12 protein-coding genes and 1 tRNA gene are annotated in these 12591 nt (G+C 66.7%); 6 read left to right on the forward strand and 7 right to left on the reverse strand.

Annotation, left to right across the window (positions count from 1 at the left end):
- Window positions 1-5 precede the first annotated feature (5 nt).
- Window positions 6-2885: a valine--tRNA ligase gene (locus tag JC881_RS11350; protein WP_198785815.1), complete on the forward strand. Its 2880-nt coding sequence runs from the start codon at window positions 6-8 to the stop codon at window positions 2883-2885.
- A 100-nt stretch (window positions 2886-2985) separates the two neighbouring features.
- A complete protein-coding gene (gene galU, locus JC881_RS11355) occupies window positions 2986-3876 on the forward strand; it encodes a UTP--glucose-1-phosphate uridylyltransferase GalU (RefSeq protein WP_198785816.1) in 891 nt (296 codons plus the stop codon).
- A gap of 75 nt (window positions 3877-3951) precedes the next feature.
- On the opposite strand, the gene JC881_RS11360 is transcribed toward galU, so the two are convergent.
- The 3 genes from JC881_RS11360 to cysM form a co-directional block, all read right to left on the reverse strand.
- Window positions 3952-4179, reverse strand: a complete 228-nt coding sequence (locus JC881_RS11360) for a sulfurtransferase TusA family protein (protein ID WP_013539858.1) — start codon at window positions 4177-4179, stop codon at window positions 3952-3954.
- Window positions 4169-4747 (reverse strand): NUDIX domain-containing protein, encoded by a 579-nt coding sequence (locus JC881_RS11365; protein ID WP_198785817.1) that lies wholly within the window; start codon window positions 4745-4747, stop codon window positions 4169-4171. Before JC881_RS11365 ends, JC881_RS11360 begins: the two co-directional genes overlap by 11 nt.
- A gap of 64 nt (window positions 4748-4811) precedes the next feature.
- Window positions 4812-5714: a cysteine synthase CysM gene (cysM, locus tag JC881_RS11370; protein WP_198785818.1), complete on the reverse strand. Its 903-nt coding sequence runs from the start codon at window positions 5712-5714 to the stop codon at window positions 4812-4814.
- 42 nt (window positions 5715-5756) lie between these two features.
- Between cysM and JC881_RS11375 the strand changes: the two genes are divergently transcribed.
- Window positions 5757-5841, forward strand: a tRNA-Leu gene (locus JC881_RS11375).
- Between the two features lie 66 nt (window positions 5842-5907).
- Entirely contained in the window at window positions 5908-6555 is a 648-nt protein-coding gene (locus JC881_RS11380) for an SGNH/GDSL hydrolase family protein (RefSeq protein WP_198785819.1), read from the forward strand.
- Window positions 6556-6610: 55 nt separating this feature from the next.
- On the opposite strand, the gene JC881_RS11385 is transcribed toward JC881_RS11380, so the two are convergent.
- Window positions 6611-7543 (reverse strand): SDR family oxidoreductase, encoded by a 933-nt coding sequence (locus JC881_RS11385; RefSeq protein WP_198785820.1) that lies wholly within the window; start codon window positions 7541-7543, stop codon window positions 6611-6613.
- 56 nt (window positions 7544-7599) lie between these two features.
- On the opposite strand from JC881_RS11385, the gene JC881_RS11390 reads away from it, so the two are divergent.
- Both JC881_RS11390 and JC881_RS11395 read left to right on the forward strand, forming a co-directional pair.
- Window positions 7600-8664 carry a CDP-6-deoxy-delta-3,4-glucoseen reductase gene (locus JC881_RS11390; RefSeq protein ID WP_198785821.1) on the forward strand — a complete coding sequence of 355 codons (1065 nt, stop codon included), beginning with the start codon at window positions 7600-7602 and terminating at the stop codon, window positions 8662-8664.
- Between the two features lie 31 nt (window positions 8665-8695).
- A complete protein-coding gene (locus JC881_RS11395) occupies window positions 8696-9676 on the forward strand; it encodes a Bug family tripartite tricarboxylate transporter substrate binding protein (RefSeq protein ID WP_198785822.1) in 981 nt (326 codons plus the stop codon).
- Between the two features lie 103 nt (window positions 9677-9779).
- Here the strand turns inward: JC881_RS11395 and JC881_RS11400 are convergent, their stop codons facing one another.
- The 3 genes from JC881_RS11400 to JC881_RS11410 are packed head-to-tail and all read right to left on the reverse strand — an operon-like array spanning window position 9780 to window position 12581.
- The gene (locus JC881_RS11400; protein ID WP_198785903.1) at window positions 9780-10544 is read right to left on the reverse strand and encodes an ABC transporter ATP-binding protein; all 765 of its coding nucleotides are present in this window, start codon (window positions 10542-10544) and stop codon (window positions 9780-9782) included.
- 16 nt (window positions 10545-10560) lie between these two features.
- On the reverse strand, window positions 10561-11355 hold the full coding sequence (locus tag JC881_RS11405) for an ABC transporter ATP-binding protein (protein ID WP_198785823.1): 795 nt from the start codon (window positions 11353-11355) through the stop codon (window positions 10561-10563).
- A gap of 17 nt (window positions 11356-11372) precedes the next feature.
- Complete coding sequence (locus JC881_RS11410) at window positions 11373-12581, reverse strand: branched-chain amino acid ABC transporter permease (RefSeq protein WP_198785824.1); 1209 nt, start codon at window positions 12579-12581, stop codon at window positions 11373-11375.
- Window positions 12582-12591 lie beyond the last annotated feature (10 nt).

The raw sequence follows: 12591 nt of genomic DNA on the forward strand, positions 1-12591 counted from the left end.
TCCCCATGAGCGAACCCACCACCCCTGCCGCCCAACCTGGACTGGAGAGCCTCTCCAAATCGTTCGAACCCGTCGCCATCGAGGCGCATTGGGGCCCCGAATGGGAGAAGCGCGGCTACGCCAAGGCGGGCTACCGCGGCACGCAGCAGCCCAAGGAAGGCGCCGCTTCGTTCGCGATCCAGCTGCCGCCCCCGAACGTGACGGGCACGCTGCACATGGGCCATGCGTTCAACCAGACGATCATGGACAGCCTCACGCGCTACCACCGCATGAAGGGCGACAACACGCTGTGGCTGCCGGGCACCGACCATGCCGGCATCGCCACGCAGATCGTGGTGGAGCGCCAGTTGCAGGAGCAGAAAGTGAGCCGCCACGACCTGGGCCGCAAGAACTTCGTGGCGCGCGTGTGGGAATGGAAAGAGAAGTCGGGCAACACCATCACCCAGCAGATGCGCCGCATGGGCGACACGGTCGATTGGAGCCGCGAGTACTTCACGATGGACGACGACCTCTCGGCGGTCGTGACGCAGACCTTCGTGAAGCTGTACGAAGAGGGCCTCATCTACCGCGGCAAGCGCCTGGGCAACTGGGACCCGGTCCTGAAGACCTCGGTGAGCGACCTCGAAGTGGAGAGCGAAGAGGAAGACGGCTCGCTCTGGCACATCGCCTACCCGCTCGAAGACGGCAGCGGCACACTGACCGTGGCCACCACCCGGCCCGAGACCATGCTCGGCGACACGGCCGTGATGGTCCACCCCGAGGACGACCGCTACAAGCACCTGATCGGCCAGCGCGTGAAGCTGCCGCTGGTGGACCGGCTGATCCCGATCATTGCCGACGACTACGTGGACAAGGCCTTCGGCACCGGCGTGGTGAAGGTCACGCCCGCGCACGACTACAACGACTATGCGGTCGGCCAGCGCCACAAGCTCGCGGTGATCGGCATCCTCACGCTGGATGCGACCATCAACGACAACGCGCCCGAGAAGTACCGCGGCATGGACCGCTTCGTGGCGCGCAAGGCCATCGTGGCCGACCTGGAGGCGCTGGGCCTGCTCGTCGAGGTGAAGAAGCACAAGCTCGTGGTGCCGCGCTGCGCGCGCTCGGGCGCCATCGTGGAGCCGATGCTCACCGACCAGTGGTACGTGGCGATGACGCGCTCGGGCGCCGACGGCCAGTCGATCGCGCAGAAGGCCATCGACGTGGTGAAGTCGGGCGAGGTGCGCTTCGTGCCCGAGAACTGGGTCAACACCTACAACCACTGGATGGAGAACATCCAGGACTGGACGATTTCGCGCCAGCTCTGGTGGGGCCACCAGATCCCGGCCTGGTACGACCAGGAAGGCAACGTGTACGTGGCCGAGAACGAGGCCGACGCACAGGCCAAGGCGCCCGGCAAGACGCTCGTGCGCGACGAGGACGTGCTCGACACCTGGTACTCGGCGGCGCTGGTGCCCTTCTCTTCGCTGGGCTGGCCCGAGAAGACGCAGGACCTGGAGCTCTACCTGCCTTCGCAGGTGCTGGTGACGGGCTACGACATCATCTTCTTCTGGGTCGCCCGGATGATCATGATGACCAAGCACTTCACGGGCAAGGTGCCGTTCAAGGACGTGTACATCCACGGCCTCGTGCGCGATGCGCAGGGCAAGAAGATGAGCAAGTCCGAAGGCAACGTGCTCGACCCGGTGGACCTGATCGACGGCATCGAGCTGCCCGCGCTGCTGGACAAGCGCACGCAGGGCCTGCGCAAGCCCGAGACGGCGCCCGCGGTGCGCAAGAACACGCAGAAGGAATTTCCGGAGGGCATTCCGGCCTTCGGCGCCGATGCGCTGCGCTTCACGTTCGCATCGCTCGCCTCGCTCGGGCGCAGCATCAACTTCGATTCGAAGCGCTGCGAGGGCTACCGCAACTTCTGCAACAAGCTCTGGAACGCCACGCGCTTCGTGCTCATGAACTGCGAGGGCCAGGACTGCGGCCTCCTGGAGCACACGAAGGAAGACTGCAAGGTCGGCGGCCCCGCGCACGGGTACCTGAAGTTCAGCCGCGCGGACTACTGGATCGTCTCGCAGCTGCAGCGCGTGGAGGCCGAAGTGGCCAAGGGCTTCGAGGAGTACCGCCTGGACAACGTGGCCAACGCGATCTACCAGTTCGCGTGGGACGAGTTCTGCGACTGGTACCTGGAAATCGCCAAGGTGCAGATCCAGACTGGCGACGAATCGCAAAAGCGCGCCACGCGCCGCACGCTGATCCGCACGCTGGAGACGCTGCTGCGCCTGGCGCATCCGGTGATTCCGTTCATCACCGAAGAGCTCTGGCAAAAGGTCTCGAAGGTGGCGGGTCGCGAAGGCGAGTCGGTCATGATCGCGGCCTATCCGAAGAGCCAGCCCGAGAAGATCGACGCGGCAGCCGAGGCGCATGTGGCGCGCCTGAAGGCGCTGGTGGATGCATGCCGCACGCTGCGCGGCGAGATGAACGTGTCGCCCGCCACGCGCCTGCCGCTCTACGCGGTGGCCGACGATGCCGAAGGCGCGGCGTTTTTGCGCGAATCGGCGCCGGTGCTGCAGGCGCTGGCCAAGCTCAAGGAAGTGAAGGTCTTCGACGACGAAGCCTCGTGGTCGGCCGCGGCCGAGGCGGCGCCCGTCGCGGTGGTGGGTGCGGCGCGCCTGTGCCTGCACATGGAGATCGACAAGGCGGCAGAGAAGCTTCGCATCGGCAAGGAGATCGCGCGCATCGAGGGCGAAATCGCCAAGGTGCACGGCAAGCTCGGCAACGAAGCCTTCGTCGCGAAGGCCCCGCCGGCGGTGATCGAGCAAGAACGTAAACGTCTGGCTGACTTCACCGCCATGTTGGAGCGTTTGCGCGACCAGCTTGTGCGTCTCGGCTGACACACACGGGGCCCGGAAGGCGTTTAGGATGATTGGAGCGGCCTCGCGCCGCTCTGCCGCATCCTGCCCTCTCCCTTTGAAGAAAGACGCTGACTTGCCCATGTCCACTTCCTCGACCCGCATCCGCAAGGCCGTATTCCCCGTTGCAGGCTTTGGTACTCGCTTCCTGCCAGCCACCAAGGCGCAACCCAAGGAAATGCTGCCCGTGGTCGACAAGCCGCTGATCCAGTACGCCGTCGAAGAAGCCTACGCCGCAGGCATTCGCGACATGATTTTTGTGACCGGCCGCAACAAGCGTGCGATCGAAGATCACTACGACACCGCCTACGAACTCGAAAGCCAGCTGGAAGCCAGCGGCAAGGATGCGCTGCTGAAGATCGCGCGCTCGGTGATGCCCGACGACATGACCTGCTCGTACGTGCGCCAGCCACGCATGCTGGGCCTGGGCCATGCGGTGCTCTGCGCCGAGCACCTCGTGGGCAACGAGCCCTTCGCCGTGCTGCTGGCCGACGACCTGATGGTCGGCCCCGAAGGCGGCGAGCCGGTGCTCGCGCAGATGACCGCTGCGTTCGCGCGCCTGGGCGGCTCGCTGCTGGCGGTGCAGGAAGTGCCGCTCGCGCACGTCAAGCGCTACGGCATCGTGGCCGGCGATGCGATCGAAGAGGGCCTCGTGAAGGTCAACCGCATGGTCGAGAAGCCCAAGCCCGAAGACGCGCCCTCGCGCCTGGGCGTGGCGGGCCGCTACATCCTCACGCCGGGCGTGTTCGACGAGATCCGCAACCAGCCCAAGGGTGCGGGCGGCGAAATCCAGCTGACCGACGGCATCGCGGCGCTGATGAAGAAGGAATCGGTCTACGCCTACTCGTACAAGGGCATCCGCTACGACTGCGGCAGCAAGGAAGGTTTCCTGCAGGCCAGCGTCGAACTGGCGCTCGCGCACCCCGAAGTGGGCGCTGAATTCCGTGAATACCTCAAGAGCCTGAAGCTCTGAGGCACACCGGAAAGCACGAAAGAAAAAGGGGCCGCAGGGCCCCTTTCCTTTTGCGCTCGTGTGCGCGTGTACTCGTCAGCGCCGCTTCAGCACGTGGATGAAGTCGGTGCCGACCGTCTGCTGCTCCATGAGCTCGTTGCCGGTCTGGCGCGCGAAGGCCTGGAAGTCGCGCACCGAGCCCGGATCGGTCGACACCACCTTGAGCAGTTGCCCGCTTGCCATGTCGTTGAGCGACTTCTTGGCCTTGAGAATGGGCAGCGGGCAGTTCAGTCCGCGCGTGTCGATTTCGCGATCAACTTCCATGCTTGGGCTCCTCGGGCGGCAGCTGCAGCCCGCGGCGGCGTTCCTCGTTCTCGGCCGCGGTGAAGAACACGGGCTCGTGGCCGCGCGTGCGCAGCCAGTCGGCCAGCGCATAGCCGGTGCCCGCGGGCCAGCATTTGAGGTCCGGCAGGTCGTAGAGGCGGTAGTCCACCAGCTCGGGCGAGAGCTTCACCTCGCCATCGGCCACCACGTGGTAGGCGATGATGATCTGGTTCATGCGCTGGAAGTCGTAGGCGCCCACGAGCTTGGTGGCGCTCACGTCGAGGTTGGTTTCTTCCTTCACCTCGCGCGCGATGCCTTCCTCGGGCGTTTCGCCGGCTTCCATGAAGCCGGTGATGAGCGCGAACATCTTGCCGGGCCATGCCGCATTGCGCGCCAGCAGCACCTGGCCGCGGTATTCGACGATGGCCGCGAGCACGGGCGTCGGGTTGTTCCAGTGCGTGTGGCCGCAGTTCGGGCAGCGCAGGCGTTCCTTGGGACCGCCGTCTTCCATCAACGCGATCCATTCCAGCGGCGTGGCACAGACCTGGCAAAACTTGGGGTGGGGCATGGGGCTCTGCTCTTGTTATGGCTTGCAGCGCCCGGTGATCAGGGCTGCAGCGGGATCGGTTGATTTATGCGGGAAAGACGCCGGTCGACAGATAGCGGTCGCCCCGATCGCACACCACGAACACGATGGTCGCGTTCTCGACTTTCTTGGCGACTTCGAGCGCCGCCCACAGCGCGCCGGCGGCGGAGATGCCACCGAAGATGCCCTCTTCGCGCGCGAGGCGCCGGCACATTTCCTCGGCGTCGTCCTGGCTCACGTTGATTTCTTCATCGACGCGGCTCGGGTCGTAAATCTTTGGCAGGTACTCGGTGGGCCACTTGCGGATGCCCGGGATGCGCGAGCCTTCGGCCGGCTGCGCGCCGATGATGCGCACCGCGGGGTTCTTTTCCTTCAGGAAACGCGACACGCCGGTGATGGTGCCGGTGGTGCCCATGGCGCTCACGAAATGCGTGATCTTGCCCTTGGTGTCGGCCCAGATCTCGGGGCCCGTGGTCTCGTAGTGGATGCGCGGGTTGTCGGGGTTGGCGAACTGGTCGAGCACCCGGCCCTTGCCCTGCGTGACCATCTGCTCGGCCAGGTCGCGGGCGTATTCCATGCCGCCGCTCTTGGGCGTGAGCACGAGCTCGGCGCCGAAGGCCTTCATGGTCTGGGCGCGTTCGACCGAGAGGTCCTCCGGCATGATCAGCACCATGCGATAGCCCTTGATGGCCGCGGCCATCGCGAGCGCGATGCCGGTGTTGCCCGAGGTGGCTTCGATCAGGGTGTCGCCGGGCTTGATTTCGCCGCGCTCCTCGGCGCGCTTGATCATCGAGAGGGCCGGCCGGTCTTTCACCGAACCGGCGGGGTTGTTGCCTTCGAGCTTGCCGAGGATCACGTTGCCGCGCTTGGCGTTTTCGGCTGCATCGATGCGTTGCAGGGCGACCAGGGGGGTCTTGCCGATGGCATCTTCGATCGTCGGATAATTCATGGCAGCCACTGTGCCATAATTTTGGGCTTCGTTCAGAACCCTGCCCGGGTGGTGAAATTGGTAGACGCAGGGGACTCAAAATCCCCCACCGAAAGGTGTGCCGGTTCGATTCCGGCCCCGGGCACCATCGATACCTTGATGTCGAAATGGGAAAAGGGCTTCCTCGTCATCTTCGGAAGGCACACTGGACGCCATGCGAAATCGCTCGCGCCGCACCGTGCGCACCCTCCCCGTTCTTCTCTGGCTGGCCTTGGCACTGGGTGCCACGTCCGCTGTTGCCGCACCCGATTGCACCGTCGCCCTGTGGGGCGATTCGATCCTCTACGGCGGGTTCGGCGCGTCGCTCACGAACCGCATCGAGGAGCCGCCGGCCGCCGCGCTCAAGCGCATTCGCCCCGCCTGGACGATTGCCGACTACAGCACGCCCGGCGACAGCGCCCACAAGCGCCTGCCGAGCTTCGTGCTGCAGCCGATGCCGGCGCGCGTCGTGGTGCTGCAGTACGGCATCAACGATGCCGGCAACGGCTACCAGTACGAGCCGGCCCTGCGCGGGATGGTCGACTACGTCCAGGCGGCCGGCAAGACATCGATCGTCACCGGTCTCTCGCAAGTGAAGGCCGACCGCATGCCGCAGCGGGACGGCTACGACGCCACGGCCCGTCGCGTGGCCCAGGAAGAAGGCGTGCTGTTTGCCGACTGGGGCGCCGCGCGCTTCGACACCGCCGACATGGTGGACGACATCCACCCACGGCAACCGTACAGCACGCGCCTCGTGGAGCGGCTCGTGCTGGCGCTCGACCAGGTCGCGCCCGAGTGCGCGCCGCCCGCCCGACAGGGTTAGCCGATCGCTTCAATCGCGGTGAAAGGCTTCCGCGGGCAGGCTGGGCATCACGCCATCAGGCCTCGGCGCGCAGGCCGGTGTGCACCGTCGGATGCGCGAGCCGCACGCGCAGCTCGCGTTTGAGCCGCGTGTTGTCGAGCCGGCGCGATTCCCCCATGAAGCTCAGCAACTGCAGCGGCAATTGGCGCTCGGCCTCCTCGCGTGCCACGCGCGGCGGGCGCGCCATGCCGTAGAGATCGGCAGCGAGGTCGACGTAGTCGCCCATGCGCAGCTCGGTGTCGTCCGAGGCGTGGACGATGCGCTGCGGCCGGCCGCGGAACAGCGACGCAATGCAGGCGCGCGCCAGGTCGTCGGCATGGATGTGGCTGGTGTAGACGTCGTCTTCACGGCGCAGCACCGGCGTGCCGCGCTGCAGGCGGCCACGCGGCGTGCCGTTCTCGCGGTCCGGCGCATAGATGCCCGGAATGCGCAGGATGCTCGCGCGCACGCCGGCGCTTCGGCCGAGCCAGCGCACGGCGCGCTCGGCGTCCACGCGCCGGTGGGAGCGCGGCGTGTCGGGCCGCACGGCGCGCGTTTCGCTCACGCGGGCGCCCCCGCAATCGCCGTACACGCCGCTGGTCGAGCCGTAGACCAGGGCCAGAGGCACCGAGCGCAGCCTCAAGGCGCGTGCCAGGGCCGTGGTGCGCTGGTCGCGCCACCAGGCGGCGCCGCCATCGCGCGCGGGTGGCGCCAGGTGCAGCACCCGCGTCGCGATGCCCGCCAGGCGGCGCAGCGTGGCCGGCTCGTCCAGGTTGCCCACCAGCGGGCGGATGCCGGCGGCACGCAGCGCGGCGACCCGCTCGGCCGAAGACGTGAGCGCCACCAGTTGCATGCGCCCGCGCAGGTCGCGCGCCACCCGCTGGCCGACATCGCCGCAACCGACGATCAGAAGGCGCTCGCGCCGGAACCGCGCCGGCAGCGCGCCGGAGGGGCTATTGATTGAAGGCAAAATCCTGTTCCCTTTCCGTTTCAGACCCAGGCTGAAAAACAAGCCGAAGAATACAGATGACTGCTGCACCGCCGCACGAAGCCGGCTTTTCCATCACCGTCGAGCCCAGCGGGCGCCATTTCACGGTTCATGGCGACGAAACCATCCTCGCGGCCGGCATCCGCCAGGGCATCGGCCTGCCCTATGGCTGCAAGGACGGCGCCTGCGGCTCCTGCAAGTGCAAGAAGCTCTCGGGCGAGGTCACCCTCGGCCCCCACCAGAGCAAGGCCCTGAGCGCCGAGGAACAGCTCGCGGGCTACGTGCTGACCTGCTGCGCGCACGCCACGAGCGACGTGGTGCTCGAATCGCGCCAGGTCACCGAGGCCGGGGCGCTGCCGATCCGCAAGATGCCGGTGCGGGTGCTGGCCCTCACGCGCCAATCGCACGACGTGATGATGCTGCGCCTGCAGTTGCCGGCCGGCGAGCCGCTGCAGTTCCACGCGGGGCAGTACGTGGAGTTCATCCTGCGCGACGGCGCGCGCCGCAGCTACTCGATGGCCAATGCGCCGCACACGCTGGCCCAGCCGGGCACGGGCATCGAGTTGCACCTGCGGCACCTGCCGGGCGGCAAGTTCACCGACCACGTCTTCGGCGTCATGAAGGAAAAGGAAATCCTGCGCATCGAAGGCCCGTTCGGCAGCTTCTTCCTGCGGGAGGACTCCGACAAGCCGATGATCCTCCTGGCCTCGGGCACGGGCTTCGCACCGATCAAGGCGCTGCTGGAGCACATGAAGTTCAAGGACATCGACCGGCCTGCCACGCTCTACTGGGGCGGCCGCCGGCCCGAGGACCTGTACATGGACGAATGGGTGCGCGGCCAATTGGCCCGCATGCCGAACCTGCGCTACGTGCCCGTGATCTCCAACGCCACGCCCGACGACAACTGGACCGGCCGCACCGGCTTCGTTCACCAGGCCGTGCTGGAAGACTTCGCAGACCTGTCGGGCCACCAGGTCTATGCCTGCGGCGCGCCCATCGTGGTCGACTCGGCCAAGCGCGACTACGTGGCGCTGGCAGGCCTGCCCGAAGAAGAGTTCTTTGCCGACGCGTTCACCACCGAGGCCGACAAGGCCTTGCCCTGATTTTTTCGATTTCCCATCCGCAGACAGAAAAATGAAAACGAGACACTTCCTCCTCACCCTGCTCGCAGGCGCCGCAACCCTCGCCGCGGGCCACGCCACGGCCCAGCAGCAGCAGCAGCGCCCCATCCGCTTGGTCGTGCCCTATGCGGCGGGCGGCCCCGTCGATGTCACCGCACGCATGCTGGCCGAGCGCGTGAAGGACGTGCTGGGCCCGGTCATCATCGACAACAAGCCCGGCGCGGGCGGCAACATCGGCTCCGATATGGTGGCCAAGGCGCCGCCGGACGGCCTCACGATCGGCATCGCGGCCACGGCCACCAATGCGGTCAATCCGTGGCTCTACAGCAAGATGCCGTTCAACGCCGCGACCGATTTCGCACCGATCACCCAGATGGTCCGCGTGCCCAACGTGCTGGTGATGAACGCCGACACGGCCAAGCGCCTGAACATCAATTCGGTGGCCGACCTGATCCGCTACGCCAAGGCCAACCCCGCCAAGCTCAACTACGGCAGCGGCGGCAACGGCAGCGCCGGCCACCTGGCGGGCGAGCTCTTCAAGAAGGAAGCGGGCATCTTCGCGCTGCACATTCCGTACAACGGCGGCAACCCGGCGCAGCTGGCGCTGATCTCGGGGCAGGTCGATTTCAACTTCGACAACCTCGCGACCGCCGCGCCGAACATCCGCTCGGGCAAGCTGAAGGCCATTGCGGTAACGACGCTGCAGCGCAGCGCCTCGTTGCCCGACGTGCCGCCGGTGGCCGACACGCTCAAGGGCTTCTCGATCGACACCTGGTGGGGCCTCGTTGCGCCGGCCGGCACGCCGCAGGACGTGGTCGCCAAGCTCAACCAGGCCTTCGTCGCCGCGCTGAATGCGCCGGAAACGAAGACCCGCTTCGCATCGTTGTTGGCCGAGCCGGTGGGCAACTCGTCCGAGCAGTTCGGCGCTTTCATGAAGACCGAACTGGCCAAGTACGAAAAAGTGGTCAAGGCCACCGGCGCAAAAGTCGACTGAAAGGCGGCCGTCGCCGGGCCGCCCCAAGGCGGGCCGCGCCTCCCCCTCGGGGGGTGGCGAATTACACGCAGCGAAGCGAAGTGAAAAGCCGGGGGGCCGTCATTTACTCGCCTAGGTAGGCGGCCCGCACGCGCGGGTCGCGCAGCAGTTCCTTGGCGTCGCCGTCCATCGTGATGAGGCCGGACTCCATGACGTAACCGCGGTCGGCCAGTTGCAGCGCGCGGTTGGCGTTCTGCTCCACCAGGAGGATCGTGACGCCTTGCGCGGCCACGGTCTGCACCACCTCGAAGATCTTGTCGCACATGATCGGCGACAGGCCCATGGTGGGTTCGTCCAGCAGCAGCACCTTGGGGCGCGCCATCAGCGCGCGGCCCATGGCCAGCATCTGCTGCTCGCCGCCCGACATCGTGCCGGCCAGTTGGTCCTTGCGTTCGCGAAGGCGCGGGAAGGTGACGAACACGCGCTCCATGTCGCTCGCGATGCCGGCCTTGTCGGTGCGGATGTAGGCACCGATCTGCAGGTTCTCGGTGATCGTCATGCGGGTGAAGACGCCGCGGCCTTCGGGCACCATCACGAGGCCTTCGCCCACGAGGTCCCAGGCGCCGCGGCCCTTGATGCTGCGGCCGAGGAATTCGATGTTGCCCGCGCCCGCCGGCAGCGTGCCGGTGATGGCCTTCATGGTGGTGGTCTTGCCGGCGCCGTTGGAGCCGATCAGCGAGACCAGCTCGCCCTCGCGCACCTCGAAGTCCACGCCCTTGACGGCCTGGATGCCGCCGTAGCCGACCTTCAGGCCGCTGACCTTGAGCAGCGTCTTGCCAGCGGCCTTGGCCTCGACCGCGGTGGCGCGGGTTTCTTCTTCGCTCGTCATCGTTGCTGTGCTCATTTCAATGGCCCCCCGTTCCGAGGTAAGCCTCGATCACTTTTTCGTTCTTCTGCACGTCGGCCGGCGTGCCCTCGGCAATCTGCTTGCCGTAGTCGAGCACGGTCACGCGATCGCACAGGCCCATGATGAGCTTGACGTCGTGTTCGATGATCAGGATGGTGCGGTCGTCCTTGCGGATGCGGTCGATCAGCTCGCGCAGCAGCACCTTCTCGGTCGAGTTCATGCCGGCGGCGGGTTCATCGAGCGCGATGAGCTGCGGGTCGGTGGCGAGGGCCCGGGCGATTTCGAGGCGGCGCTGGTCGCCATAGCTCAGCGTGCGCGCCTTGTAGTCGGCGAACTTGCCGATGCCCACGTAGTCGAGCAGCTCGTGCGCGCGGTCGGCAATGGCTTTTTCCTCGGCCTTGAAGCTGCCGGTGCGCAGCATCGCGCCGAAGACGCCCGAATGGGTGCGGATGTGGCGCCCGACCATCACGTTCTCCAGCGCCGTCATTTCGGCGAAGAGGCGGATGTTCTGGAAGGTGCGCGCAATGCCGGCCTTGGCCACTTCGTGCACCGCCGTCGGCTGGTAGGGCTTGCCGGCCAGCTCGAAGGTGCCGCTGTCGGGCGTGTAGAGCCCGGTGATCACGTTGAAGAAGGTGGTCTTGCCGGCGCCGTTCGGGCCGATCAGGCCATAGACCTGTCCGCGCTTGATGGTGATGCCGACGTCGGAAAGCGCCTGCAGGCCGCCGAAGCGCTTGGAGATGCCGCGGACGTCGAGGATGGTGTCGGTGGTGGTGGTGGAGGTAGTGGTCGTCATGTCGGTTGCTCCTTTGCTCACGGATTGATCGACATGGGACGCTCGGCACCGCCGGGCAATTCGTCGGCGGGCGTATCGATGCCCGGCGCATGGGTCTGCAGCGAGCCGGGGGCGACGGCCGCATGGGCCGGGTCGACCGGCACGCCGCCCTTGCGGGTCAGCGTCTTGCCGTGCTCGGGCGAGGGCCACAGGCCCCGCGGACGCACCAGCATGATGATGATCATGGCGAGCGCGATGAAGAGCTGACGCAGGATGGATGCATCCAGGCGCCCGTCGGTCAGCGACTGCAGCGGGCCGGCCACGTAGCGCAGCACTTCGGGCAATGCCGCCAGCAGCACCGCGCCCAGGATGACGCCGGGCAGGTGCCCGATGCCGCCCAGCACCACCATCGCGACGATCATCACCGACTCCATCAGGCTGAAGGACTCGGGCGACACGAAGCCCTGGAAGGCCGCGAACATCGCGCCCGACACACCGCCGAAGCTCGCGCCCATGCCGAAGGCCAGGAGCTTCATGTTGCGGGTGTTGATGCCCATCGCCTTGGCGGCGATTTCGTCTTCGCGGATGGCCATCCAGGCGCGGCCGATGCGCGAGACCTGCAGGCGGTGCGAGATGATGATGGTGGCGATCACGAGCGCCAGGAACAGGTAGTAGTACAGCGACACGGAAGAAACGGTGAAGCCGTCGAACTTCCAGGCTTTGCCGAGGTCGAGGCCCCAGAACTTGATGGAGTCGATCGCCGTGATGCCCTTCGGACCGTTGGTGATGTTCACCGGCTGGTCCAGGTTGTTCAGGAACACGCGAATGATTTCGCCGAAGCCGAGCGTGACGATCGCCAGGTAGTCGCCGCGCAGCTTGAGCGTGGGCGCGCCGAGCAGCACGCCCAGGCAACCGGCCACCACGAGCGCGAGCGGAATCACGATGAGCAACGAGGTGTGCAGCCCGTTCGGGAACATCTGCGCGAACCACGGGAAAGTCTCGGTCAGGTGCGACGAGCCCATGAGCGCGAAGAGGTACGCGCCCACCGCGAAGAAGGCCACGTAGCCCAGGTCGAGCAGACCGGCATAGCCGACCACGATATTGAGGCCCAGGGCCAGCAGCACGTAGAGCAGTGCGATGTCGGCGATGCGCACCCAGGCGTTGCCCTGCATCTGCAGGAGCAGCGGCAGCGCGAGCACCGCGATGGCGCCGATGACGTAGAGAGCGAGGTTTTTGCTGTTCTTCATGTCTCGCTCC

Source organism: Variovorax sp. IB41, assembly GCF_016405905.1.
Taxonomy (GTDB): Bacteria; Pseudomonadota; Gammaproteobacteria; order Burkholderiales; family Burkholderiaceae_C; genus Variovorax.

Coding starts and splice junctions, on each gene's coding strand:
- JC881_RS11350 (WP_198785815.1), top strand. CDS start 6: ATGAGCGAACCCACCACCCCTGCCGCCCAACCTGGACTGGAGAGCCTC.
- galU (WP_198785816.1), top strand. CDS start 2,986: ATGTCCACTTCCTCGACCCGCATCCGCAAGGCCGTATTCCCCGTTGCA.
- JC881_RS11360 (WP_013539858.1), bottom strand. CDS start 4,179: ATGGAAGTTGATCGCGAAATCGACACGCGCGGACTGAACTGCCCGCTG.
- JC881_RS11365 (WP_198785817.1), bottom strand. CDS start 4,747: ATGCCCCACCCCAAGTTTTGCCAGGTCTGTGCCACGCCGCTGGAATGG.
- cysM (WP_198785818.1), bottom strand. CDS start 5,714: ATGAATTATCCGACGATCGAAGATGCCATCGGCAAGACCCCCCTGGTC.
- JC881_RS11380 (WP_198785819.1), top strand. CDS start 5,908: ATGCGAAATCGCTCGCGCCGCACCGTGCGCACCCTCCCCGTTCTTCTC.
- JC881_RS11390 (WP_198785821.1), top strand. CDS start 7,600: ATGACTGCTGCACCGCCGCACGAAGCCGGCTTTTCCATCACCGTCGAG.
- JC881_RS11395 (WP_198785822.1), top strand. CDS start 8,696: ATGAAAACGAGACACTTCCTCCTCACCCTGCTCGCAGGCGCCGCAACC.
- JC881_RS11400 (WP_198785903.1), bottom strand. CDS start 10,544: ATGACGAGCGAAGAAGAAACCCGCGCCACCGCGGTCGAGGCCAAGGCC.
- JC881_RS11405 (WP_198785823.1), bottom strand. CDS start 11,355: ATGACGACCACTACCTCCACCACCACCACCGACACCATCCTCGACGTC.
- JC881_RS11410 (WP_198785824.1), bottom strand. CDS start 12,581: ATGAAGAACAGCAAAAACCTCGCTCTCTACGTCATCGGCGCCATCGCG.